Annotated in this window: 21 protein-coding genes and 2 tRNA genes; 22 read left to right on the top strand and 1 reads right to left on the bottom strand. The window is 43.4% G+C overall.

What is annotated here, in order from left to right; translation table 11 throughout:
- The first annotated feature begins 9 nt into the window (after positions 1 to 9).
- From CO692_RS03305 to CO692_RS03210, 18 genes are all read left to right on the top strand, one after another.
- A complete protein-coding gene (locus CO692_RS03305; protein ID WP_096741544.1) occupies positions 10 to 468 on the top strand; it encodes a GNAT family N-acetyltransferase in 459 nt (152 codons plus the stop codon).
- A gap of 126 nt (positions 469 to 594) precedes the next feature.
- Complete coding sequence (locus tag CO692_RS03300; protein ID WP_096741543.1) at positions 595 to 1,476, top strand: ROK family protein; 882 nt, start codon at positions 595 to 597, stop codon at positions 1,474 to 1,476.
- A 284-nt stretch (positions 1,477 to 1,760) separates the two neighbouring features.
- A complete protein-coding gene (locus CO692_RS03290) occupies positions 1,761 to 2,948 on the top strand; it encodes an ABC transporter substrate-binding protein (RefSeq protein WP_096741542.1) in 1,188 nt (395 codons plus the stop codon).
- A gap of 108 nt (positions 2,949 to 3,056) precedes the next feature.
- A complete protein-coding gene (locus CO692_RS03285; protein WP_005228742.1) occupies positions 3,057 to 3,935 on the top strand; it encodes a branched-chain amino acid ABC transporter permease in 879 nt (292 codons plus the stop codon).
- Between the two features lie 9 nt (positions 3,936 to 3,944).
- Positions 3,945 to 4,922, top strand: coding sequence for a branched-chain amino acid ABC transporter permease (locus tag CO692_RS03280; RefSeq protein WP_005228744.1), 978 nt, complete (start codon positions 3,945 to 3,947; stop codon positions 4,920 to 4,922).
- Positions 4,903 to 5,679: an ABC transporter ATP-binding protein gene (locus CO692_RS03275; protein ID WP_008380898.1), complete on the top strand. Its 777-nt coding sequence runs from the start codon at positions 4,903 to 4,905 to the stop codon at positions 5,677 to 5,679. Before CO692_RS03280 ends, CO692_RS03275 begins: the two co-directional genes overlap by 20 nt.
- Positions 5,679 to 6,380: an ABC transporter ATP-binding protein gene (locus tag CO692_RS03270; protein ID WP_005234392.1), complete on the top strand. Its 702-nt coding sequence runs from the start codon at positions 5,679 to 5,681 to the stop codon at positions 6,378 to 6,380. The genes CO692_RS03275 and CO692_RS03270 overlap by 1 nt, the downstream gene beginning before the upstream one ends.
- A 3-nt stretch (positions 6,381 to 6,383) precedes the next feature.
- Positions 6,384 to 7,031, top strand: coding sequence for a CBS and ACT domain-containing protein (locus tag CO692_RS03265; protein ID WP_077452887.1), 648 nt, complete (start codon positions 6,384 to 6,386; stop codon positions 7,029 to 7,031).
- Positions 7,032 to 7,229: 198 nt separating this feature from the next.
- Complete coding sequence (gene tnpA / locus CO692_RS03260) at positions 7,230 to 7,682, top strand: IS200/IS605 family transposase (RefSeq protein WP_096741460.1); 453 nt, start codon at positions 7,230 to 7,232, stop codon at positions 7,680 to 7,682.
- A 200-nt stretch (positions 7,683 to 7,882) separates the two neighbouring features.
- Entirely contained in the window at positions 7,883 to 8,116 is a 234-nt protein-coding gene (locus CO692_RS03255; protein WP_005228752.1) for a DUF2969 domain-containing protein, read from the top strand.
- An 84-nt stretch (positions 8,117 to 8,200) separates the two neighbouring features.
- Positions 8,201 to 8,284: transfer RNA gene (locus CO692_RS03250), tRNA-Tyr, on the top strand.
- 4 nt (positions 8,285 to 8,288) lie between these two features.
- Positions 8,289 to 8,360 (top strand) — tRNA-Gln (locus CO692_RS03245).
- Between the two features lie 382 nt (positions 8,361 to 8,742).
- Positions 8,743 to 9,450, top strand: a complete 708-nt coding sequence (locus CO692_RS03235) for an EAL domain-containing protein (RefSeq protein WP_096741541.1) — start codon at positions 8,743 to 8,745, stop codon at positions 9,448 to 9,450.
- Positions 9,451 to 9,454: 4 nt separating this feature from the next.
- Positions 9,455 to 10,564: a GGDEF domain-containing protein gene (locus CO692_RS03230; RefSeq protein WP_096741540.1), complete on the top strand. Its 1,110-nt coding sequence runs from the start codon at positions 9,455 to 9,457 to the stop codon at positions 10,562 to 10,564.
- 330 nt (positions 10,565 to 10,894) lie between these two features.
- Complete coding sequence (locus tag CO692_RS03225; RefSeq protein WP_096741539.1) at positions 10,895 to 11,947, top strand: GGDEF domain-containing protein; 1,053 nt, start codon at positions 10,895 to 10,897, stop codon at positions 11,945 to 11,947.
- Positions 11,948 to 12,007: 60 nt separating this feature from the next.
- Positions 12,008 to 13,048, top strand: a complete 1,041-nt coding sequence (locus tag CO692_RS03220) for a bifunctional glycosyltransferase family 2/GtrA family protein (RefSeq protein ID WP_096741538.1) — start codon at positions 12,008 to 12,010, stop codon at positions 13,046 to 13,048.
- Entirely contained in the window at positions 13,045 to 15,309 is a 2,265-nt protein-coding gene (locus CO692_RS03215) for a glycosyltransferase family 2 protein (RefSeq protein ID WP_096741537.1), read from the top strand. Before CO692_RS03220 ends, CO692_RS03215 begins: the two co-directional genes overlap by 4 nt.
- Positions 15,284 to 17,113: a lantibiotic ABC transporter permease gene (locus tag CO692_RS03210; RefSeq protein ID WP_096741536.1), complete on the top strand. Its 1,830-nt coding sequence runs from the start codon at positions 15,284 to 15,286 to the stop codon at positions 17,111 to 17,113. The genes CO692_RS03215 and CO692_RS03210 overlap by 26 nt, the downstream gene beginning before the upstream one ends.
- 196 nt (positions 17,114 to 17,309) lie before the next feature.
- On the opposite strand, the gene CO692_RS03205 is transcribed toward CO692_RS03210, so the two are convergent.
- The gene (locus CO692_RS03205) at positions 17,310 to 18,191 is read right to left on the bottom strand and encodes an AraC family transcriptional regulator (RefSeq protein ID WP_096741535.1); all 882 of its coding nucleotides are present in this window, start codon (positions 18,189 to 18,191) and stop codon (positions 17,310 to 17,312) included.
- A gap of 199 nt (positions 18,192 to 18,390) precedes the next feature.
- Here CO692_RS03205 and rhaB point away from each other — a divergent pair, with 199 nt between their 5' ends.
- From rhaB to fucO, 4 genes are all read left to right on the top strand, one after another.
- Entirely contained in the window at positions 18,391 to 19,806 is a 1,416-nt protein-coding gene (rhaB, locus tag CO692_RS03200; protein WP_396000727.1) for a rhamnulokinase, read from the top strand.
- Positions 19,803 to 21,056, top strand: coding sequence for an L-rhamnose isomerase (gene rhaA, locus CO692_RS03195; protein WP_016612607.1), 1,254 nt, complete (start codon positions 19,803 to 19,805; stop codon positions 21,054 to 21,056). The genes rhaB and rhaA overlap by 4 nt, the downstream gene beginning before the upstream one ends.
- Positions 21,057 to 21,063: 7 nt before the next feature.
- On the top strand, positions 21,064 to 21,888 hold the full coding sequence (gene rhaD / locus CO692_RS03190; RefSeq protein ID WP_005234418.1) for a rhamnulose-1-phosphate aldolase: 825 nt from the start codon (positions 21,064 to 21,066) through the stop codon (positions 21,886 to 21,888).
- A gap of 84 nt (positions 21,889 to 21,972) precedes the next feature.
- Entirely contained in the window at positions 21,973 to 23,124 is a 1,152-nt protein-coding gene (gene fucO, locus CO692_RS03185) for a lactaldehyde reductase (protein WP_096741533.1), read from the top strand.
- Positions 23,125 to 23,131: the final 7 nt, after the last annotated feature.

The raw sequence follows: 23,131 nt of genomic DNA, 5'->3' as shown, positions 1-23,131 counted from the left end.
AAGAAAAACATGATTCGTCCAATCCACCCTAATGAATCGTATCCTTGGTCACTGTTGCTGGATGCGGATCCTGAAAAAACAGTTGTAGAAGGCTATCTATATGACAGCCAGACGCTTGTTTATGAAGAAGATGGAGAAGTGATCGGTGTCTTAGTGTATCAAGACCAAGGCACAAAGTGGGAGATAATGAATGTGGCTGTCTCCCCAGCAAAGCAAGGAAGGGGCATTGGGGGTCAATTGTTGCAAGCTGCCGAAAAAGCGATTCTTAGTCAGCAGCAAGGTGCAAAACACCCTCTTGTCGTGATCAAAACCGGTAGTCTGCCCTCTGCAGCCTTGACTTTGTACCAAAAGCAAGGCTATGTTGAAAAAGACCGGGTGAAAAATTATTTCACCACCCACTATGCTGAACCGATTTTCGAAAATGGGCAGCAGTTGATCGATCAAGTTATTTTGGAAAAGCAGCTCTAATCCCATAGAGATAGTCTATGTCGATTTTAGGCTGTTTTTTTTATTGTTATCGGAAATCGCTTTCTTCATGCGGGGACTTACGGTAAAATAGATAGTATCAGAATAATAAAGGATTGAGGGGAAAAAATGGCGATTTTAGTCTTTGATATGGGTGGTTCAGCAGTAAAATACGGCGTCTGGTCACAAGATTCTTTGGTGAGTAAAGGCAAATTTACTACTCCAAATACTTGGGAGGAAATGAAAACCCAGCTGCAGCAAGTGAGAACAAGCGTAAACGAAGAGATCGAAGGGGTCGGGATCAGTGCGCCGGGTGCGGTCAATGCCCAAGAGCGGCGGATCGACGGCATCAGTGCGATCCCTTATATCCATGGGTTTGATATTTACTCAGAACTCGAAACAGCATTTGGGGTACCAGTAACCATCGAAAATGATGCCAATTGCGCTGGGATGGCTGAATTTTATCAAGGAGCGGGCAAAGAGTTTCAGCAAGCTGCCTTCGTTGTGATTGGAACAGGCGTTGGCGGCACCCTGTTTCAAAATGGTGAGCTAGTCCGTGGGGCACATTTATACGGTGGCGAATTTGGGTTGATGATCTTGGATCAAGGCAAAACATTTTCGCAATTAGGGACAGCGGTTCAGATGGCTTGGCGGTATTGTGATCGAATCGGTGTAGATCGAGCCACAATTACCGGCGAAGAGGTCTTTCAACGCGCAGAAGATGGGGAGGCCATTGCGATCGAGGAAGTCAATAAATTTTACCGCTATTTAGCGCAAGGACTGTTCAGTATTCAATTTGCTTTTGATCCTGAAGTGATCATTATCGGTGGCGGTGTCAGTGCCAAAAAAGGCTTATTACAAGAAGTTGATCAACGGTTGAAAAAAATGCTGGCAGATCAAGCTTTAAATGATTTTGTCCCACTGATCAAGCTTTGTGACTATCGCAATGACGCCAATCTAGTTGGGGCAGCAGCCAATTTTCAAGCATTGTATCCAAGAAATAGCCGCTAACATCTAGATGTGATGTTTTCAAACGTCCTTTTGACAAAAAAATGAAGCAATTCGAAACGTTCAAAAAGTAAGCAAAGGAAAAAAACTTTGCTTACTTTTCTTTTTGCTCAAAAAACTGAAAAGCGATTCCATTGTTGGTGGATCAGTGTTTTAAAAACCCCATTTTTTTATAGCGAAAAAAATAAATTCTGAATAGGTGAAATATTCTGATAATTCGTTGACATTTTCCGGATTTTTCAGTATATTGGATAACATATTCAGGGGAAGTGAAGGAGAGGAAAAATATGAAAAAGAAATTTGCGTTTTTGTTTGCGAGTTTGTTTTTGTTGACAGCGTGTAGCGCTGGACCAACAGGTGGATCAACGGACGGCAGCGGGGCTGCTGAAGGTGGCAACAAACAAGAGGGAGATACTATCAAGATCGGAACCAATTTAGAGTTGTCAGGAGCCGTAGCTGCTTATGGGACGGCTGAAAAAGAAGGAATCGACTTAGCAGTAGAAGAAATCAATGCTGCCGGCGGTGTTCTTGGAAAACAAATTGAAATTATTTCGAAAGATAACAAATCAGATAACAATGAAGCTGCTACAGTAGCAGCCAATTTAGCAACGAATGATAAAGTGGTAGCCATCATTGGTCCAGCAACCTCTGGTGCTACGAAAGCAGCTTTGCCTAACGTGACTAGAGCGCAAGTACCAATGGTTACTCCTTCAGGTACTGACGATGCGATTACTTACACTAGTGGGAAAGTGCAAGAATTTGCCTTCCGTTCTTGTTTCCAAGATAGCTTCCAAGGAACGATCTTAGCGAAATATGCGGCTGAAAATTTGGATGCATCAAAAGCTGTGATCTTGGGAGACAAATCAAGTGATTACGCGATTGGATTGACGGAAGCATTTAAAGAAAGCTACCCAGGCGAAATTGTCTTAGAAGATAACTTTACTGAAGGCGACAAAGATTTCCAAGCAGTTCTTACAAGAATCAAAGATGTCGACTTCGATGTCTTGTTCATTCCAGGCTACTACACAGAAGCTGGTTTGATCATCAAGCAAGCGCGAGAATTAGGAATTGATCAAGCAATCATTGGTGCGGATGGATTCGGTGATGAAAAAATGGTTCAAACAGCTGGTGCAGAAAATGTCAGCAATGTTTACTATACCGGCCACTTCTCTACCAAAGCACCAGCAAACGACAAAGTTGAGCCGTTTGTGGCAGCTTTCAATGAAAAGTATGGCAAAGAACCTTCTGCTTTTAATGCGTTAGCCTATGATGCAGTTTACATGATCAAACAAGCAATCGAAGATCAAAACTCAGCAGATTCATTGGCAATTGCAGCTGGTTTGTCTGAACTGAAAGACTTTGTCGGCGTGACAGGTGAAATCACAATGGATGAAAATCATAACCCTGAGAAATCAGCAGTTGTTTTAGGATTGACTGACGGGAAGGAAACCTCAGCAGACACTGTGGAACCTTAAAAACCTGCAGTTGTTTGGCAGTGAAAACTGGGACAGACCTGATGTGTTTGTCTCAGTTTCTTTTCTCTGACGAGAAGAACCATAATAAATGATATTGGAAGTGAGTATATGGAAATGATGATCCAACAATTGATCAACGGCTTGTTTCTAGGCAGTATCTACGCCTTGTTAGCGTTGGGTTATACGATGGTGTATGGCATCATCAAGTTGATCAACTTCGCCCACGGAGAAGTTTACATGATCGGTAGTTTTATCGGTTACTTTTTGATCAATCAATGGCAATTAGGGTTTTTCCCAGCGTTGTTCATTTCAATGATCGCCAGTGCAGCACTTGGGGTAACGATTGAATTTTTAGCGTATCGTCCCTTACGCAATTCCACGCGAATTTCGGCACTGATCACGGCAATCGGGGTTTCTTATTTTTTGCAAAATGTCATGATCTTTTTCTTTTCAGCCAATGTGCGCCCCTTTCCGCAAGCGATTGAACGACAAACTTATTCCATCGGGTTTGTTCAAGTAAGTAATGTCCAGTTATTGATTTTGGCTGTTTCGGTTACCTTAATGATTCTCTTGCAATTGATCGTGAAAAAGACCCGTATGGGAAAAGCGATGCGGGCAGTAAGTGTTGATGCAGATGCAGCGCGTTTGATGGGGATCAATGTCAATCGAACGATTTCCTTTACCTTTGCCTTAGGCTCGGCTTTGGCTGCAGCTGGCGGGATGCTGATCGGTTTGTATTATAATTCCATTGATCCATCAATGGGCGTCGTTCCTGGTCTGAAATCTTTTGTTGCGGCGGTTCTCGGCGGGATCGGGATCATTCCTGGTGCAGCTTTAGGCGGCTTTGTGATCGGTTTGGTGGAGACAGCAGCGACAGCGCTTGGTTTTTCTGATTACAAGGATGCTTTAGTGTACGTCATTTTAATAATTATATTGTTGGTTCGTCCAGCTGGGATCCTCGGCAAAAATATCAAAGAGAAAGTGTAGGTGGCAGAAATGAAAAAGAATTTACGTTACAACTTAATCTGGCTCGCTCTGGCAGCTATTCTTTATTTCGGATTATTTGCAGCTTACAACGGCGGGATGATCAATCTGTTTTCTGACGCCATCATTGTCAATATCGGGATCAACATCATTTTGGCAGTCAGTTTGAATCTGATCATTGGTTTTTCAGGGCAATTCTCCTTGGGACATGCCGGGTTCATGGCTATCGGTGCTTATGCTGGCGCGATCCTGTCGGCAAGCAATCCAACCTTTGGCGGCTTTTTAACTGGTTTATTGGTGGGAATGCTGGTTTCAGGTGCAGTCGCATTAGTAGTTGGGATTCCGACCCTCCGTTTAAAAGGTGACTATCTAGCGATCGCTACCCTAGGTGTGGCAGAGATCATTCGGATCTTGTTGGTGAACTTACGAGGCTTGACCAATGGCCCTGCAGGAATTTTCGGATTGCCCCAATTCAGTAATTGGCAGATCGTCTTTCTCTTTGCCGTTCTATCGATTCTTGTCGTGTCAAATTTTATCCATAGCGGACCTGGTCGAGCGACTTTAGCGATTCGGGAAGATGAGATCGCTGCAGAATCGATGGGGGTCAACACAACGAAATACAAGGTAATTGCGTTTGTAATGGGAGCAGTGATGGCAAGCATTGCTGGTACCCTTTATGCCAGCTATCAGCAGTCGGTTTTCCCACGAGATTACGGTTTTATGAAATCGATCGATGTCTTGATCATCGTCGTTTTTGGAGGGCTTGGGAGTACCACAGGAGCAGTTGTTTCGGCAGTAGTGCTAGGAATCTTAAATATGTACTTGCAAGGCTTCTCTGATTTGCGTATGATCATTTATGCATTGGCTTTGATCATCATCATGATCTTTAAACCAAGCGGACTTTTAGGAACCTGGGAATTCTCCGTAAAAGGACTGTTGGACAAATTTAGAAAAAAGGGGGATGACAACGATGCCTCTATTAGAAGTTAAAAGCTTAACGAAAAACTTCGGCGGGTTAGCTGCTGTTTCTCATGTAGACCTCCATCTAGATACCAATGAGCTGGTCGGGTTGATTGGACCAAACGGTGCCGGCAAGACAACGCTCTTTAACCTCCTGACAGGTGTGTATGAGCCTAGTGAAGGCGAAGTGCTTTTTGAGACCCAAGGTAAGCCAAAACGTTTAAATGGCGTGAAGCCTTATAAAATCGCGGATTTAGGCCTTTCAAGAACCTTCCAAAACATTCGCTTGTTTAAAAACTTGACCGTGATGGACAACGTTTTGATCGCTATGAACAGTAAGCATAAAGAAGGACTACTGACGAGCATCTTGCGTTTGCCAAAGTATTACAAAAACGAAGAATCCATGAAGAAAAAAGCCTTAGAGCTGTTACGGATCTTTGATATGGATGGAAAAAGTCAAACGTTAGCGAAAAATTTGCCTTATGGCGAGCAACGCCGTTTAGAGATCGTACGCGCATTAGCTACAGAGCCAAAAATTTTGTTTCTTGACGAGCCGGCAGCGGGGATGAATCCTCAGGAAACAACAGAACTGACAAAGCTGATCTATAAGATCCAAAAAGATTTTCAATTGACGATCCTCTTGATCGAGCATGATATGAGTTTGGTCATGGAAGTGTGCGAACGGATCTATGTACTGGAATACGGGCAAGTCATCGCCCACGGTGAACCAGAAGAGATCAAAAACAATCCACGGGTAATCGAAGCCTATCTAGGAGGGGAAATCTGATGCTGGAAATTCAAAATTTAAGTGTTCACTACGGCATGATCCAAGCAGTTCATGATGTTTCCTTCCACGTCAATCAAGGAGAGATCGTTTCGCTGATTGGTGCCAATGGTGCCGGGAAAACCACGATTTTACGGACGATTTCTGGATTGATCCGTCCTTCAAAAGGCTCCGTCACTTTTGAAGGAAAGCAAATTGAGAAAGAAGCACCGCAAAAAATCGTCGCAAACGGCTTGTCGCAGGTGCCAGAAGGGCGGCACGTCTTTTCCGGTTTGACGGTTCAAGAAAACTTAGAGATGGGCGCCTTCTTGCGTAAAGACAGTGGTGTCAAAGAAGACTATGAACAAGTTTACCGCAAGTTTCCTGTATTGAAAGAACGCCTCTCGCAAGATGCGTCGACATTATCTGGCGGTGAGCAGCAGATGTTGGCAATGGGGCGGGCATTGATGTCAAAACCGCGCTTGCTTTTGCTGGATGAGCCATCGATGGGCTTGGCACCAATTTTTATCAAAGAAATTTTTTCCATCATTCAAGAAATCAAGCAGCAAGGAACGACTGTGCTGCTGATCGAACAAAATGCGAAAATGGCTTTATCGATTGCCGATCGCGGCTATGTATTAGAAACGGGGAAAATCGTTTTAGAAGGTACTGGAGAAGAATTACTAGCAAGTGATGAAGTAAGAAAAGCGTATCTAGGAGGCTAAACAATGAGCGTAAGTGATTTTATGACGAAGACGGTCGTCACCGTCGATTCGCAGACACCGATCTTTGATGCAGTAGATTTAATGAAGCAGCATGATATCCATCGTCTGCCCGTCGTTGACGATGGTAAATTAGTAGGGTTGATCACAGAAGGAACGATCGCTGAAGCAACTCCCTCAAAAGCGACAAGCTTAAGCGTTTATGAAATGAACTATCTCTTAAATAAAACGACGGTCGCTGATATCATGTTGAAAAAAGTGACCACGATTGAACCAGATGCACTATTAGAGGACGCCATTTCCGTCATGCGTAGTGAGAACGTGGGGGTTTTACCAGTCATGGATGATGATGCCCTAGTGGGAATCATTACCAACAATGATATTTTTGATGCCTTTTTGAAAATCACTGGCTACCACGATGGCGGGACCCGAGTATCGATCGAGATCACGGATGACCATGTGGGGGTTTTAGCAGACGTGACGAAACTCCTTGCCGATCATCAAATGAGTATTTTGACGATTGTGGTAAATCGGATGGCACTAAAAACAGTTGTTGAGATCCAAGTAGAATCACGGCAAGTCGCAGCAATCGAGAAAATTTTAAGCGATGCAGGATATACCGTGACGAGTGCTGTCTTGACGAACCAGAAGTGATCTAAGGAAATGTAGCTGATCGTAAAGATTGGCTACTTTTTTTATTTATTGACTTTAGTCAGTTTCGTTCGCGTAGCGTACGAAACAAAAAAACCGCGCGTTTCTACGCGTGGACGAAATAGCTTTAGCGATAAAAAACTCCTTTCGATATACTAATAGTGGCTACCAACCGCATATCAGATCGAAAGGAGTTTTTTTATGTCTAACGACGATAAAAGTTTAGCACATACCAGATGGAATTTTAAGTATCACATAGTCTTCACCCCGAAGTATCGACGAAAAGTGATTTATGGAAAGTTAAGAGTAAGTATTGGTCAGATATTAAGAAAATTGTGTGAGATGAAAGATGTTGAAATCATTGAAGCTCATGCCATGCCTGACCATATTCATATGTTAGTAAGAATACCACCAAAGATTAGTATTTCTAGTTTTATGGGCTACTTAAAAGGACGAAGTGCACCCTTAATCCATGAAAAACATGCGAATTTGAAATATAAGTATGGGAATAAAGGCTTTTGGTCCAAAGGATACTACGTGAGTACGGTTGGGTTAAATCAAAAAACAATTGAAAAATATATTCGAGAACAAGAAGCAGATGATCGAATAAGAGATAGTATAAGTAAACAAGAGTATGTAGATCCATTTAAATAGTGAAAGAGAGATAGGGCTGTGAGCGGTTGGTGGTCATTTAAAAAGCCCCTTTTAAGGGGCTAGCGAGTGGTGAGCCCTTCTAGGGCTGTTAAAAAGCCACCCGTTTCACGGGTGGATATTTACTTCCAGAAGAGATTTTCTTTTTCTTTTGCTGCTTTTCTGTTAAAATAGGAAGGTGCTGTAAAGAAAGAGGTGCAACCATGTCTAAGAAAAATAAAGATATCGAAGTCCGTATTGAAGAAACAACAAAAGCCATTCATGGCAAAGACTATACCGTCAATGAATTATTTATCGGTAAAAAACGCATCGGTGAGATTTTAACAACTGGACCAAAAGAATTTCAAAGCTTTTTAGGGGATGAGGATCTAGGTTCGAGCAGAAGCTTAGAAGCTGCCATCGAGATGATTATTCGCCAATGGAATTTACATGAATAATTTCTAGAAAAATTACTTTTTGCTCTTGCAATTTGTTATCTTTTTCGGTATTATAACTATTGTCAGGTTTGAGAAAAACCTTTTGGAGGAGTAGCGAAGTGGCTAAACGCGACGGACTGTAAATCCGTTCCTTAGGGTTCAGTGGTTCGAATCCACTCTCCTCCACCATTATTGGGGTATAGCCAAGCGGTAAGGCAACGGACTTTGACTCCGTCATGCGTTGGTTCGAATCCAGCTACCCCAGTCAAAGAAATACGTAGAAAAAGCAGCAAGCAGACTTGCTGTTTTTTTTTGTTATTTAAAAAGAATCGTTTTTTTTATAAGTACTTAGGGAAATAGGAAGCTGATGAGAAAGAAGCAACTTTCAACGTGCAAGTTTCTACGAAAAAGCAAAAAGTGGTTACTTTGGGGCATTTCTATTAAACAGGCATGGGGTTGCCGTCCATTCTTTCACGGAAGTCTCTTTCAGAGAATTTAAAATATTTGGGCATTTTTTGTTCTGTTTGGTATACTTAGGCAAATCAGTTCCTTTACGAGAACCATTTTTTTGCATGAGAAACGAACGATGACAGGAATATTACCGATTCTCGGATATGATAACTTTACTAGATGGGGGCTTAACGAAGATGGGGAATGAAACAACTTGGGAAAACATAGATCGCCTTTATCTGTTGTGTCAACCAATCATGCAGGTAGAATCGCTAAGTCAGCAAGAGCTGAATGGCTATGAAGTCTTACTGCGTAGCGAGAAGAATAACCGCTTCCCTCAGCAAGAATTCAGTACAATGATTCAAACTGAAAGCGGCAATCAGCAATTGATGGAATGGTATGCTAAGGAATTGCGGCGTTTGTGTCAAAAAAAGCCGGAAACCCGCTTTAGTGTCAATATTCATCCACAACAGCTGCTGTGGCAGTCAACGTGGTCCTTTTTTGAAACGATGGCTGTTCATAAGGAGCAGTTGCAGATTGAATTGACGGAGCATCCCGTACGCATACAGCAGGAGTCATTTGATTTGTCTGTAGCCATTGCAAAAATTAAAGCTTATGGTTATGTGATTGCGGTCGATGATATCGGTTGCGGACAAAATACCCTCTCGTTGGTCTTTGCCAATCTTGCCAGCGTTGATTGTTTGAAATTTTCGTTGTTACCGTTTATTCAGCTTGATGAGGAGATTGGCTTCAGCTTTTTGGCTTGTTGGTTGAAGGTTGCCCAAAAATATCAGCTTGAGCTGATCGTTGAAGGCATCGAGAACCGCGAAAAAATGGTACAGTTGCTTGAGATGGGGGTGCATTTGCAACAAGGGTATTTATGGTCTAAAGGAGAGCGATTGTGATGGAATGTTAGAACGAGGCGTGCTTTTGGCGTTTGGTTTGCCGCTGATGATTGCCAGTTTACTGGTGACCGCAGATGTTTTTGTACGAAGTGTGCAAAAAATATCGGTTTCTCGTCCATTTAAGTATTTTATTATTGGTATTCTGACGTTTACGCATTTGTATTTTATTCTTTCTTTTTCAATGAATTCAGTTGGGTTTATCTGTTATCAATACACAACCGCTTTTATAGCGAGTCATTTTTTATATGGTGATCGTGGTAAGATCTTGATTTTGATAACGCCGTGTATGGTCGTCTTTTATTTGTGGTTTGTCGGTTTTTCTGATGTGGGTAAAGCTTTTTATCTTCCATTATTCGGAGTTGGGCTCTTTGTCCTTGATTTTCTTTTATCAAAAGTCAAGCGGATCCATCCGCAACAGCAATTTTATTTGATGTATTTTTTGACCTGTCTGCTCTCACCGCGTTTTTCGATGCTGGTCCATCATACGACGACCTATGACTGGGAAGCGATGCTGGCAGTATTTGTTGGTTCTTTTGTGCTGTTGGGCGGCTTTATGTGGCTTCATCGGTTGATTGAAGGCGAAGAGTACCAAGTACTGGCAGAGTTGGCGAATAGTAAGATCGATGCGTTGACCGGCTGCTTCAACTATGGGACCTATAACCACGATCTGCTTCAAGCCGTTTCACAGAAAAAGACTGTGACGATCGCCATGATTGATCTCGATCACTTCAAAAAGGTCAACGACCGTTATGGTCATATCGCCGGAAATGAGTTGTTAAGAACCTTTGCCTCACGGACGACTACTTTTTTAGAGGCGCATTTTGCCGAGACCTTTTCCTTTTATCGTTATGGCGGAGAAGAGTTCTGTCTCGTGATCGAAGGGGATGTCAAAGAAAAGACCGTAGCTGCGATGACGACACTGTGTCAAACCATTTCCAGCAGTATGTTTCCTGTGGCCAATTTTGAAAAAGGGACGATGTCTTTGTCTTGCGGCGTTGAAGCGAGTACAGTTTGTCATGGCGATATCTTGGCAGCTGTTGAAAGAGCCGATCAAGCCCTCTATCTCGCAAAACAAAGTGGTCGAAACCGGGTGTGCACCTTGCCTGAGACTTAAAAAATAATGGAAAAATAATTTACACAAATTCACAAAGAATTAAATGTTTATGCACAAAAAGTTAGTAATAATAAAGAATTAATGTTATTTATTTATAAAATATACATTTTGATCATTTTATTTATTTTGAGAATCTTCTTATATCAACAAAAAGATTGAAAATATGTATAATTTCTGGTAAATTATTTTAAATCAAGAGTGATAGAAACTGTCAATGATAAATAGTGATCCTTACTTGATGCTCCGTCCGCTTTTCCATGAAACATCTTTGGAAATGTTCTGTCGAATCAGCAAGTAAGGGTTCTTTTTTTTAGAAAGGAAGCGCAGGAAATGGCAAATACGCTGGTTGTCAATACACTCGCAAATTTAGGTGCAATCATCATCAATATTTACTTGTTGTTCAAAGTCAGTGATGGCTTCGTAGGGCAAGGGACTTTCAAAGCAAAGCAGATCGCAGCGGCGATTGTTTGTGAAACCGTGGTAGGGATGTTGCTAATGAACTTCTCTTATGTCGTATATGAAACAAGATTTGACCTGCGCTTTTTGCTGTACGCTTTTTCTATGAAGTATCTGGGCTGGAAGGTGACCGTACCAACGATGTTCAATCTAGCGTTAGGCCGTTTTTTGTTTGAAGTATCAAAATCTTCCTGGTTGAACTTATATCTCAGTTTCTTTTTGATGGTGACCCTGACGTTTCTCCATGCTTGGGCCAAGCGGCGGCTTAGTGACAAACAAGAGTTGATTTTATCGATCACCTACTTGATTGTTATCTCCTTTCTATTTGGCTGCTATTTGACTGGTGATATTCAAAAAACGACCTTAATTTATATAGTTTATGGCATTCTTGCTTATACGTTGGCGTTTTTCCTTTACTCAATATTAAATGATATGCAGCGCATTTTGGCTTTAGTCAAAATCGATGATTTGACGCAGTTGAACAACTTTCGTAAGTTTCAAGAGGACCGCCAACGCCTAGATACGACCGAGGTGGACTTATCGATCGCTTTGATCGATATCGATCATTTCAAAAATTACAATGACCGTTACGGACACCGTGCCGGGGATGTGATTTTGCAAGAAATCGCTCGTATTTTTTTGAACTACTGTACGGCTAGCAATCCGGTCTATCGCATCGGTGGGGAAGAGTTTGCGATCTTGATCCAAGGAGACGCACAGGCTGCTGCTTATCTCCTCGAAAAAATCCAAAAGCGCATCCGTTACCAAGAAATCATCTTGGATGCCGGCGATTCGGTCAGCATCACGTTGTCGATTGGGATCGCACAACGGCAAAGGGGCGAGCTGCTGATGCAAACACAAGAACGTGCCGATCAAGCATTGTATCGCGCCAAGCGCAGCGGTCGCGACCAACTCTGTCTTTACTGATGGAGTTGGCTTCTTTTCTTTTTTTGTTTTCAAAAATACTACCTTAAATGAGGAACGCATATGGAAAATAGTTTAATCATGATTCCTTCGCTAGAACCTGACCACAAACTGCTGGCTCTGGTGGAGAAAATTCGTTTGCATAACCAGCACCTGCCGATTTTGGTCGTGGATGATGGCAGTGGATCAGCTTATCAGTCTGTCTTTTCGGCGTTGGAACAGCAGTTTGGCTGTCAGGTTTTGACCCATCCAAAGAATCTTGGAAAAGGCGCAGCTATCAAAACCGCCCTCACCGAAGTGCTGACAAATCAACCGGCAGTTGAATTTATGGTGACCATTGATTCGGATGGGCAACATGAGTATACCGATATGATGGCTTGCTTAACCAAGGCACAAGCCCATCCGGACAGCATTATTTTAGGGACCCGATCCTTTGGCAAAGAAGTCCCCTTGCGGAGTAAGTTCGGCAACATTTTGACCCGAAATATCTTACGTTTAGCGACTGGTCTTGCCATCGAGGATTCGCAGACGGGTTTAAGGGTTTTCCCTCGGAAATTCATGACAGATTTGTTGGCGATCTCAGGTGAGCGCTTTGAATATGAAACGCGGATGCTGATCGAAGCCCAGAAGCGGGGGTGGCCGATTCTCTCGCAACCGATCGCCACCATCTATATTGAAGAAAATGCGTCTTCCCATTTTCGGGGCTTGGCAGATTCTGTCGCTATCTATAGCGTCTTTTTGAAGTATTTGTTTTCATCTGTGGTCTCCTTTTTTGTCGATGTGATCGCCTATGCGTTATTGATCCATTTCTTGTCTGTCATCGATCTGTCCTCCATCGTGATCGCTTCGCTGGGGGCCCGATTGATTTCGGCGATCGTCAATTATTACATCAATCGTGAGCTTGTTTTTGGTCAACGGACAAAGAACAGTATGTTGCAATATTTTTTATTGGTGATCGTACAGATTTTGCTGTCCTCTTTCCTCGTCTACTTGATCTATTTGATCCTGCCAATCGGGGATTCTGTGTTGTTAAAAATAGGCGTCGATTGCCTGCTCTTTTTCTTTAGTTACCATGTGCAAAAAAATGTCATCTTTAAGGAGTGATTGAGGTGGAACAAAAACGTTTGCCTTGGGCGAAAAAAGTCGTTTACTTTCTGGCGTTTGTCTTTTCGCTGATCTATTTATCATGGCGGGGGCTGTATACATTGCCATGGCACGAGTCTTGGTTTGCCCTGCTGTTTGGTTTGCTGCTTTGGGGCAGTGAGATCGTATCGAACTTTACGGGCTTGCTGTTGATTTGGAACAAAAACAAAGCAAAGCCTTTTGAAAAACCGATCGTGCCAGAAGCCGACTATCCAGCGATCGATGTGTTGATTGCGACCCATAATGAAGAAGTGCCGCTTTTATTAAAAACGGTCAATGCGGCAGTTCATATGAAATACCCCGATCCCAAAAAAGTTCACATCTACTTGTCAGATGACACCAACCGTCCAGAGGTCAAAGCACTGGCAGATAAATTTGGCATCGGCTATATCGGGTTGACAGGCAATCAGCATGCCAAGTCAGGCAATCTCAATCATGCATTATCAAAAACCAATTCGCCGCTAGTGGCGACCTTTGATGCAGATATGATCCCTTACTCAGATTTTTTGCTGGAAACAGTGCCATATTTTGTGGCAAATCAGCAGGAACGCCGTAAAGACCAGACCATCAAACCGTTGGGCTTTGTCCAAACACCGCAAAGCTTTTATAATGCGGATCTTTTTCAGTACAATCTTTTTTCAGAAGCGGCAATCCCTAACGAGCAGGACTTCTTTTCCAGAGAAGTCAATGTTTTGAACAACGCCCATGATACAGCTATTTATACAGGTTCCAATACGGTGATCGCACGAGAAGCGATCGAAGCCGCTGGCGGATTTCCGACGGACACGATCACGGAAGATTTTGAATTAGGCGCCTTGATCAATTGCAAAGGTTATCGCAGTTTATCAACACTGCAGCCAATGGCCAGCGGTCTGTCTCCCATTGATATCCCAAGTGCCTTAAAGCAGCGGATTCGCTGGGGAAGAGGAGTGGTCCAAAGTGTCCACAATCTCCATCTTTTCAAAAACAAGACGTTGTCTTTGGCGCAAAAAATGGTTTTCTTAAACAGCTATTTGTATTGGTGGTCGTTTTTACGGCGGTTGCTGTTTATTTTCGCGCCGATTTTGTACACCGTCTTTAATGTAAGGGTCGTAGAGACCAACTTTTGGGTCTTGCTGCTGTTTTGGCTGCCAAGCTATACGTTCTTGCATTTGGCGATGCAGGATTTGAGTAGCGATATTCGAACGCAGCGCTGGGGCGAGATCCAGGAAACGATTTTTGCACCTTACCTAGTGATTCCTGTCTTTTTACAAGCCATCGGCATCAAAGAGACCCGTTTCAAAGTGACCAATAAAGCAGCAACTCAGTCTAAAAAAGACTTGTTGTTTGTGGTGCCGCATTTGTTGCTGTTGATTTTGACGATTATCGGCTTAGTGAAGTTTAATTACGGCAAATTCGGCTCAGAGATTTTCTATGGCAGCGTGTTGACTTTCTGGTTGCTGACCCATTTCTTTAACTTAACCTTTGCGGTCTTATTTTATCTTGGTCGCCCGATTTACCGAACGACGGAACGGTTCAGAGCCCATTATCCTGTTGAAGTTTCCGACCAAGACGCCAGCTATTCTTTGATGACAGAAAATATCTCAGAAAACGGCTTGTCCTTCGTTTCTGACGTTCCTCTTTATTTTCCGCCAGATGCGCAGCTGACTTTTAAAATCACCCGTAATGGCTACCAAGCAGAGATGACGGGAAACGTCGTCCGCGTTTTTTCAGGCAAGGACCGCTGGGTCTATGGGGTTGCTTTACACCAATTATCAGAAAAAGACTACTTGGCTTATTTGCAGATCATTTATGATGGCTTCAATCAAAGCCTGCCGGTTCTTCGGGACCCATGGATGACCTTCTTTGATAGTCTTTTTGAGAATCTCGGTAAGCATCTGCTGCAAGCCAAACAAAAGCCATTGCCGCCTCAACGAGTGCCCATACTGACCATTGATCAAAAATGGCACTTTGATGAAGGAACCTATGCGGTCACAACATTTGGTTTTGACCAGCTCACGTTGGCAAAAACAGAAGAGGTCGAGATGCCGACCCATCTAAACTTACCGATCAGTAATCTTGTGCTTCACGCTGAAAAAGCGATGCTTCAACCAACAGAAAATCAAGTGATTTATCAAGTAAGCAATCTTTCCGAGCTGCGTTTTACAGCAGCCTTTCATGAATGGGTAGACAGCTTGCTGAGAAAGGAGGCAGACGATGATCGAGATCCTGCTGCGATTTAGTCTCTTTGGTTTATCATTAGCTGGCTATGCCTATCTTTTTGTACGAGTTTGCCATTTTCCCAAACACATCAGCTGGATCGCTGCTTGCTGTTTGCCGATCCTCGTTCTTTCCTTTGTCGCATATGGTCCCAAAGGATGGTTGATCTGGGGGGCATGGGTTTTATTTGGTCTTGGCTTACTATTATGCGTTTGGCGTTTTTGGCAGGAGTGCCATCAGGTGCGGTGGGGCTTACAAGAGCCCATCATGCTGTGGTTTTACGGCTATTTTGCTTTGTTCGTTTTGACATTGCTTCACAGTCATTTGACCCACTATGACAACTTCTCCCATTGGGCGACGATCGTTAAATTCCTTTATACGCAGGGACAATTGCCAACGGCAGCCGATGCCATCATTAGTTTTACTTCCTATCCTTTAGGCAGCTCGCTATTTGTTACTTATACAGCAATCATCGTTGGCTATCATGAGAATGTCTTGCTGATTGGTCAATTGATTTTGATTTTCTGTAGTCTGTATAGTTTTTTTGCGATTATTCGTGATCCGAAAAGAAAGCTGGCTTTTGCCCTGATCTTCACCAGTATGGCGGTTTTCAATTATTTTAATATTGCGATTCGAATGAATAATTTGTTAGTAGACTTTATCCTGCCAGTGTTGACTTTAGCTGGCATCGCTGGCTTATTCGCTTTAAAAGGCAAAGTACTACCGTCGATCGGTTTCTTTCTTTTGATTGGCGCCTCTCTTGATTTGGTCAAAAATAGTGCCGTCTTTTTTCTGCTGATTTTAGGCGGCTATTTACTAGTCTGCTTGTGGCAGGCATCGGTTCGTTGGCGGCAACGGCTGGGCATGATGATTGTAGGATTAGCTGCCATTGGGCTATCTGTCCTGCCAGCGATTCTTTGGAACCTGCATGTCAAAGCGAATTTTCCTAAATCAAAGCATGAAGTCAGCGTGACCGCTTATAAACAGATTTTTGGCGAAAAGGATTCTCAAATACTGCAGCAGATCACGGATGTTTTTGTTAAAACCATCACGGATGTTGCGACGATCTCCACGCAAGGGATTCTTTTGATCCAAGTTATTTTGTTGGGTAGTTGGCTATTTGTCCGATTTATCATGAAAAAACGCAATCCATTTTTCAAAGAACTGCTGTTGATCGATGGTATTATTGGTCTCTATTACTTGGGTATTTACGCCATGTTCTTGTTCTCGATGCCCACTGATGAAGCACTGTCTTTGGCAGGGTTCGATCGTTATGCCTCGAGTATTGTGATCTTGGCATTAGGTTTGATGACCTTTTTCATGGTCCGGGGCATTGATCATTTGTATCATGAACAAGCGATCGATCGGCGAAACTACCGTAGCTTTGCCAGTTTGACCACAAAAAAAATCTATCAATACAGCACCTTGATTCTGCTGTTTTTTGCGACATTGCTGATCCTCTCAGAAAATAATGGCATGCGTTATACCAATCGTGAATATGCTGCTTCGATTCCAGCACAAGTTTCAGCCGTTACTGGCGATCACTTTGACCTGAACCAGAAAAAATATTTGGTGGTCAGTACTAACAAAGAAGCAGTAGACAGCTACTTAGTTGGCTATGTCGGCAAATATTACTTGTTTTCACCCAATGTCGATGGCCGAGAGAATTTCCTCTTATCTGATGCAGAATTTCGCACGCTATTAAAGCAATACGATGAAGTTGTCGTCTTAGAGGAGCACTATACCTTTAATGCCATGACGAAGAAGCTAACAGGCAAGACCTTTGCCCCAGGCGTATATTCGGTGGCGGAGGTGTTGGGGCGATAAATGGAGAATAGACACCACAAAAGCCGATCCCACTTTAGAGAGGATCGGCTTTTGTGGTGTCTGAAGGTTGATTTATAAGGAATGCTCATCAATAAAAGGAACGGCTGACCTACGTAGAGACCCTAAAAAGTTAGACTTTTGAGGTCGTAGATTCTACACATGGCAGTAAGTAGTTTTTTAATAATAAGAACCAGCCCTACCGCCCATTCTCCGTCTGTCGATAATCACTAGGTGAAATGCCGACTTTTTTCTTGAATAAACGGCTGAAATAGGCGGTGTTTTCAATGCCGATCGCCGATGAGATCTCTTTGATGGATAGCCGAGAATAGCGCAAAAGGTCTTTCGAGTAAGAGATGCGTTTGCTGATCTGGTACTCGATGGGGGGCAAGCCCATGTATTTGGAAAACTCCTTGACGATTTGATACTTATTGATATGATACTTTTCCTCCAAAGATTCCAAGGTGATCCCTTGACGGAAATCTTCTTCTAGCTGGTCACGAATCTGCAAAATATAAAGCGGGATCTCACTATCCGAAAAGTCGAGATGATATTTTTGCAGGAGCAGTTCATTGAGCAGCTGATGGATCAAAACAGAGCTTTGGAAGGCAGTTTTCGCATTTGGTTCTGGCTGTAGCATCAATAAATCTTGTAAGACCAAGTGGATCGGATTTTGACGACTGCTGGCAGGATTGGTGTGAAAAACTGGACTGCCATTCTTTAGAAATTCATCATAAAATGCTGCGACATTGGCGCCATATAGATGGATCCAGTCCATTTCCCAGGGCTCTTGACTAACGGTGCGGTAGTACTGATAGTCTAGACAGTCGATAAAAAACACATCACCTGCTTTTAATTGATAGCTTTTACCTTTGTAGCGCAATTCACCGCAGCCGGACAATGTATATTTGATCAAATAAGAAGGCAGGTTCTCTCGTTCTGTAAAGTAAGGTTTGCTGGCTTTGAAATAGCCGATTTCTTGAATGTAATAGAAAAGTTCACGCTGCTTTTGGGTTGAAGTATTGATGTAACGCAGTGAATCGGTTGACCATGAGTGGTTGGCTTTTTCCCAGTAGTCCATCGGATCCTCCTTTTTACCAAGATTGTGCAAGTCTTTATCAAAATTGTGTGATGAAACTCGTTGATTGTCAAGCTAAAATTGAGGCAACAAGAATGAATCAGTGAATTGTAATCGATTTATTTTTAAACAAGATAATGAAAGGTGGAGACCAGTGAACACATTTATCGCAATCGATATCGGCGCATCAAGCGGTCGTCTGATGCTGAGCCGTTGGGAAAATGAGCAGATCACTTTAGAAGAGATCCATCGCTTTAAAAACGGCTTTCGTCCCCATGACGGCTTTGACCGTTGGGCGATCGATTATTTGATCCAAGAGATTTTAGTAGGACTGCAAAAAGTGAAACAAGCAGGTATCAATGACTGCTTCGTCGGAATCGACACCTGGGCAGTGGATTACTGTTTGATCGATCAAGCAGGCGAGCGTTTAGGCGACCCAGTCGCTTATCGAGATAGTCGCACCAATGATGCGATCGCAACTTTTGGTCAGCGCTATTCTTTGCAAAAACTGTATGAGAAAACAGGCATTCAGCTGCAGCCCTTCAACACGATTTTTCAATTAGCCACAGAAGAAGCGCAACTGTTGCAAAAAGCCGACAAACTGCTATTGATTCCAGACTACTTGGGCTACATTTTTACTGGCAAGATGGTCACGGAAAAAACCAATGCCTCGACGATGCAGCTTCTAAATGCCAACACCCAAACATGGGATGCAGAATTGTTAGCTGAGATCGGCGTAACAGAAGGCCTATTCCCACCTTTGGTTGATGCCGGGACGGTTTTAGGCGCACTGCAAACACAGAAGTTTCCAGCCTATGATTTGCCACAAGCGACCTTTGTCACTGTCGCTAGTCATGATACGGCGTCGGCGATCATCGGTACACCTGGAGAGGGTTCAGATTGGGGCTACATCAGCAGCGGGACTTGGTCATTGCTGGGGATCGAAACCAAAGTACCCAATGTTTCCCTTGCCGCCTTTGATGAAAATTATACGAACGAATGGGGTGCCCACAACACGATTCGCTTTTTAAAAAATATTATGGGCATGTGGCTGATCCAAGAAGTGGCTCGGCAGCAAGACTATCAGTATTCCTATGCAGAATTGGCGGAATTGGCGCAAGCAACGCCTGCTTTTCAACAGTTCGTCGATGTCAATGATCCTCGCTTTTTGAATCCAGAAAACATGATTACTAAACTGCAAGCGTATTGTCGAGAAACCCAGCAGAAAGTTCCAGAAACCGCAGGGGAACTGGCTCGCTGTGTGTATGATAACTTAGCGCTTTGTTATGCCAGTGAATTACAAAAGCTGGAACAGCTGACAGGTACGACGAACAAGCTGCAAAAACTGCATATCGTGGGGGGCGGTTCCAATAATCGCTTTTTAAATCAACTGACGGCTGATGCTGCGCAGCTGACGATCGAAGCTGGCCCAAGTGAAGCAACGGCGATCGGTAATCTTTTAATGCAGATGATGAGTGCTGGCATCTTCACGTCGCTGGCTGAAGCACGCCGCGGGGTCAAACACTCATTTCCTTGCAGTGTTCATGAACCACAGCCTTTTGATCACAAGATTTTAAGCAACTATCAACGTTTTATAGAAGGAGTAGGAAAAAAATGACAACGATTCAACAGCGTTATGAAGAAGCTAAGACAGCATATGCCAAATTAGGCGTCGACACGGATGCGGTTTTGAAAAAATTAGCCGATGTGAAAATCTCGATGCATGTTTGGCAAGGGGACGATGTCCAAGGATTTTTGAGTGATGAAGCGTTATCTGGTGGGATCTCTGTAACGGGGAATTATCCTGGTGCTGCCCATACCCCAGAGGAGTTGCGCCAAGATTTAGAAAAAGCCTACTCTTTGATTCCTGGAAAACACAAATTGAACCTTCACGCCATCTATTTAGACACCGAGGAAGCAGTGGATCTAAATGAATTGGAGCCGAAGCATTTTGAAAAATGGGTTGCTTGGGCGAAGGAACAAGGCTTAGGTTTAGACTTCAATCCAACCTTTTTCTCACATCCCATGTTCAAAGATGGCTTTACCCTTGCTTCACCAGATGAAGAAGTTCGTCAGTTCTGGATCGAACACGGCAAACGTTCGCGTCAAATCGCTGCCTATATGGGGAAAGAAACTGGGCAAGTCTGTGTCAATAATTTCTGGGTGCCAGATGGCTACAAAGACAACCCGATCGATCGTTTTACACCACGGGAACGCTTGATGACAGCATTAGATGAGATTTTTGCTGAAGAATTGCCAGCGGAATACACGGTAGATGCCGTGGAAAGCAAGTTGTTTGGTCTTGGTGCCGAAGCCTACACCGTCGGTTCTCATGAATTTTATATGGGCTATGGCTTGACGCGCGATAAATTGATTTGTTTGGATGCTGGACATTTCCATCCAACCGAAGTGATCTCCAATAAATTGTCTTCATTGGCACTATTTAGCAAAGGCATTTTGCTGCATGTCAGCCGACCTGTACGCTGGGATAGTGATCATGTCGTGATCATGGACGATGAATTGCAAGAGATTGGCCGTGAATTGGTTCGCAATGACTTATTGCCAAAAACCAACATTGGGTTAGATTTCTTTGATGCGACGATCAATCGGGTCGCTGCGTGGGTGATCGGGACGCGCAATACTCAAAAAGCGTTGCTAAAAGCGATGCTAGAACCGATCGAAGAACTAAAAGCAATCGAATTGTCAGGTGATTTCACCACTCGTTTAGCCATGACGGAAGAATTAAAAGACTACCCGTATGCAGATGTTTGGAATTACTTCTGTGAAAGCCAAGGGGTACCAGCAGGTCTGGATTGGCTATCAGAAGTGAAAGCCTATGAAGAAACCGTCTTAAAAGCCAGAAAGTAGGAGAACGATGAAAAAGATTGATATTTTACAAGCGAATTTTGTACAAGAAATGATGGAAACGACAGCAAATCTTTACCGTTTAGGGTGGGATGAGCGCAACGGCGGCAATATTTCTTACTTATTAACAGAAGAAGAGATCTTGCCTTTCATCGATCCGCAAAGCGTCTTGCGGGAAATTCCCATGATTTTTGATGCCACTGCACTAGCTGGCAAGTACTTTATCGTGACAGGTTCAGGAAAATACTTTAAAAATGTAGCGGCACATCCAGCGGAAAACCTTGGTGTGATCCGAGTCAAAGAAGATGGGCAAACATTGGAATTGCTTTGGGGCTTGGAAAATGGTGCGGTGCCAACGAGTGAACTGCCAAGTCATTTTATGAGTCATATCGCTCGCTTGTCGGTCGATCCAGAAAACCGAATCATCATGCATAACCACGCATCGCATCTTTTAGCCATGAGTTTTACCCATGAGTTGGATGAACGCAGTTTCACGAGGACTCTGTGGCAGATGTGTACGGAGTGCTTGGTGGTCTTCCCAGAAGGTGTTTCCATCATTCCTTGGATGGTTCCAGGAACGAACGAGATCGGCGAAGCAACAGCTGCTAAAATGAAAGAAACCCGTTTGGTCCTTTGGCCGCAACATGGGATCTATGGCGCCGGCAAAGATATGGACGAAGTCTTTGGCTTGATTGAAACGGCAGAGAAAGCTGCGGAAGTGTACACCTATGTCAAAGCACAAGGCCCAATTTTACAAACCATTACGGATGAAAATCTGAAAAAATTGGCTGACGCTTTCAAAGTCACTCCCCGAGCAGGCTATCTTGAGGTATAATCAATGGTAGAAGAATAGAAAAGGCTTTCAGTCTTTTCTATTTAAACTATATTGTGAATAAACAAACAAATGGAGGTAGGAAGAATGGCGAATAGAATGATTTTGAATGAAACATCGTATTTTGGAAAAGGAGCGATCGAGAACGTACCGACAGAATTCAAGGCACGAGGGTTCAAAAAAGCGGCAGTGATCACCGACAAAGATTTGGTAAAATTTGAAGTTGCGACCAAAGTGACGAAATTATTGGATGAAGTAGGTATCGACTATACGTTATATGATGGGATCGTGCCCAACCCAACGATCCAAAATGTCAAAGACGGCTTAGCGTTTGTCAAAGAAGCCCAAGCCGATTGCATCATCGCGATTGGCGGTGGTTCACCGATCGACACGGCAAAAGCGATCGCGATCATTGCTACGAATCCTGAATTCTCAGATGTGATTAGTTTGGAAGGCGTGGCAGACACGAAAAATCCATGCTTGCCGATTTTAGCGGTACCGACAACTTCTGGGACTGCAGCCGAGGTAACGATCAACTATGTGATTACAGATGAAGAAAATCATCGGAAATTTGTTTGTGTAGATCCTCACGATATTCCTCTAGTAGCCTTTGTGGACAGTGATATGATGATGGGGATGCCAAAGAGCTTGGCAGCTGCAACGGGAATGGATGCCATGACCCACGCCATCGAAGGCTTCATCACCAAAGGCGCTTGGGAAATGACTGATATGCTGCACATCAAAGCCATCGAAATCATCGGCCGCTCATTGAGAGATTCCGTGAATGGCGATCAAGCAGGACGAGAAGCGATGGCGTTAGGACAATACATTGCCGGTATGGGCTTTTCAAACGTCGGCTTGGGCTTAGTCCATGGCATGGCACATCCATTGTCCGCTTGGTACAACATTCCTCACGGAGTAGCGTGCGCGTCCTTGTTGCCAACCATCATGAAATACAACAAAGACTTTACGGGAGAAAAATATCGTGAGATCGCGATCGTTTTAGGCATTGAAGGGGCAGAAACGATGTCACTTGAAGACGTCCGAGATGCTGCTTGCCAAGCCATCGATCAGTTAAGCAAAGATGTGGGCATTCCAGCGACCATTTCTGAATTAGGCGTCAAAGAAGAAGATATCCCAGCCATCGCCAAAGATGCCTTGAATGATGTCTGCACACCAGGCAACCCGCGGGATACGACTTTAGAAGAGATCATTGAGCTTTATCGTTCGTTGATGTAATCTTGTT

This window comes from Enterococcus sp. FDAARGOS_375 (assembly GCF_002393265.1).
Classification (GTDB): Bacteria; Bacillota; Bacilli; order Lactobacillales; family Enterococcaceae; genus Enterococcus_D; species Enterococcus_D innesii.
This window is presented reverse-complemented; position numbering and strand designations above follow the sequence as displayed.

Coding starts and splice junctions, on each gene's coding strand:
- fucO (WP_096741533.1), top strand. CDS start 21,973: ATGGCGAATAGAATGATTTTGAATGAAACATCGTATTTTGGAAAAGGA.
- CO692_RS03275 (WP_008380898.1), top strand. CDS start 4,903: ATGCCTCTATTAGAAGTTAAAAGCTTAACGAAAAACTTCGGCGGGTTA.
- rhaA (WP_016612607.1), top strand. CDS start 19,803: ATGACAACGATTCAACAGCGTTATGAAGAAGCTAAGACAGCATATGCC.
- CO692_RS03255 (WP_005228752.1), top strand. CDS start 7,883: ATGTCTAAGAAAAATAAAGATATCGAAGTCCGTATTGAAGAAACAACA.
- CO692_RS03210 (WP_096741536.1), top strand. CDS start 15,284: ATGATCGAGATCCTGCTGCGATTTAGTCTCTTTGGTTTATCATTAGCT.
- CO692_RS03225 (WP_096741539.1), top strand. CDS start 10,895: ATGGCAAATACGCTGGTTGTCAATACACTCGCAAATTTAGGTGCAATC.
- CO692_RS03220 (WP_096741538.1), top strand. CDS start 12,008: ATGGAAAATAGTTTAATCATGATTCCTTCGCTAGAACCTGACCACAAA.
- rhaD (WP_005234418.1), top strand. CDS start 21,064: ATGAAAAAGATTGATATTTTACAAGCGAATTTTGTACAAGAAATGATG.
- CO692_RS03280 (WP_005228744.1), top strand. CDS start 3,945: ATGAAAAAGAATTTACGTTACAACTTAATCTGGCTCGCTCTGGCAGCT.
- CO692_RS03230 (WP_096741540.1), top strand. CDS start 9,455: ATGTTAGAACGAGGCGTGCTTTTGGCGTTTGGTTTGCCGCTGATGATT.
- CO692_RS03205 (WP_096741535.1), bottom strand. CDS start 18,191: ATGGACTACTGGGAAAAAGCCAACCACTCATGGTCAACCGATTCACTG.
- CO692_RS03265 (WP_077452887.1), top strand. CDS start 6,384: ATGAGCGTAAGTGATTTTATGACGAAGACGGTCGTCACCGTCGATTCG.
- CO692_RS03290 (WP_096741542.1), top strand. CDS start 1,761: ATGAAAAAGAAATTTGCGTTTTTGTTTGCGAGTTTGTTTTTGTTGACA.
- CO692_RS03235 (WP_096741541.1), top strand. CDS start 8,743: ATGGGGAATGAAACAACTTGGGAAAACATAGATCGCCTTTATCTGTTG.
- CO692_RS03285 (WP_005228742.1), top strand. CDS start 3,057: ATGGAAATGATGATCCAACAATTGATCAACGGCTTGTTTCTAGGCAGT.
- tnpA (WP_096741460.1), top strand. CDS start 7,230: ATGTCTAACGACGATAAAAGTTTAGCACATACCAGATGGAATTTTAAG.
- CO692_RS03305 (WP_096741544.1), top strand. CDS start 10: ATGATTCGTCCAATCCACCCTAATGAATCGTATCCTTGGTCACTGTTG.
- CO692_RS03300 (WP_096741543.1), top strand. CDS start 595: ATGGCGATTTTAGTCTTTGATATGGGTGGTTCAGCAGTAAAATACGGC.
- rhaB (WP_396000727.1), top strand. CDS start 18,391: ATGCTGAGCCGTTGGGAAAATGAGCAGATCACTTTAGAAGAGATCCAT.
- CO692_RS03270 (WP_005234392.1), top strand. CDS start 5,679: ATGCTGGAAATTCAAAATTTAAGTGTTCACTACGGCATGATCCAAGCA.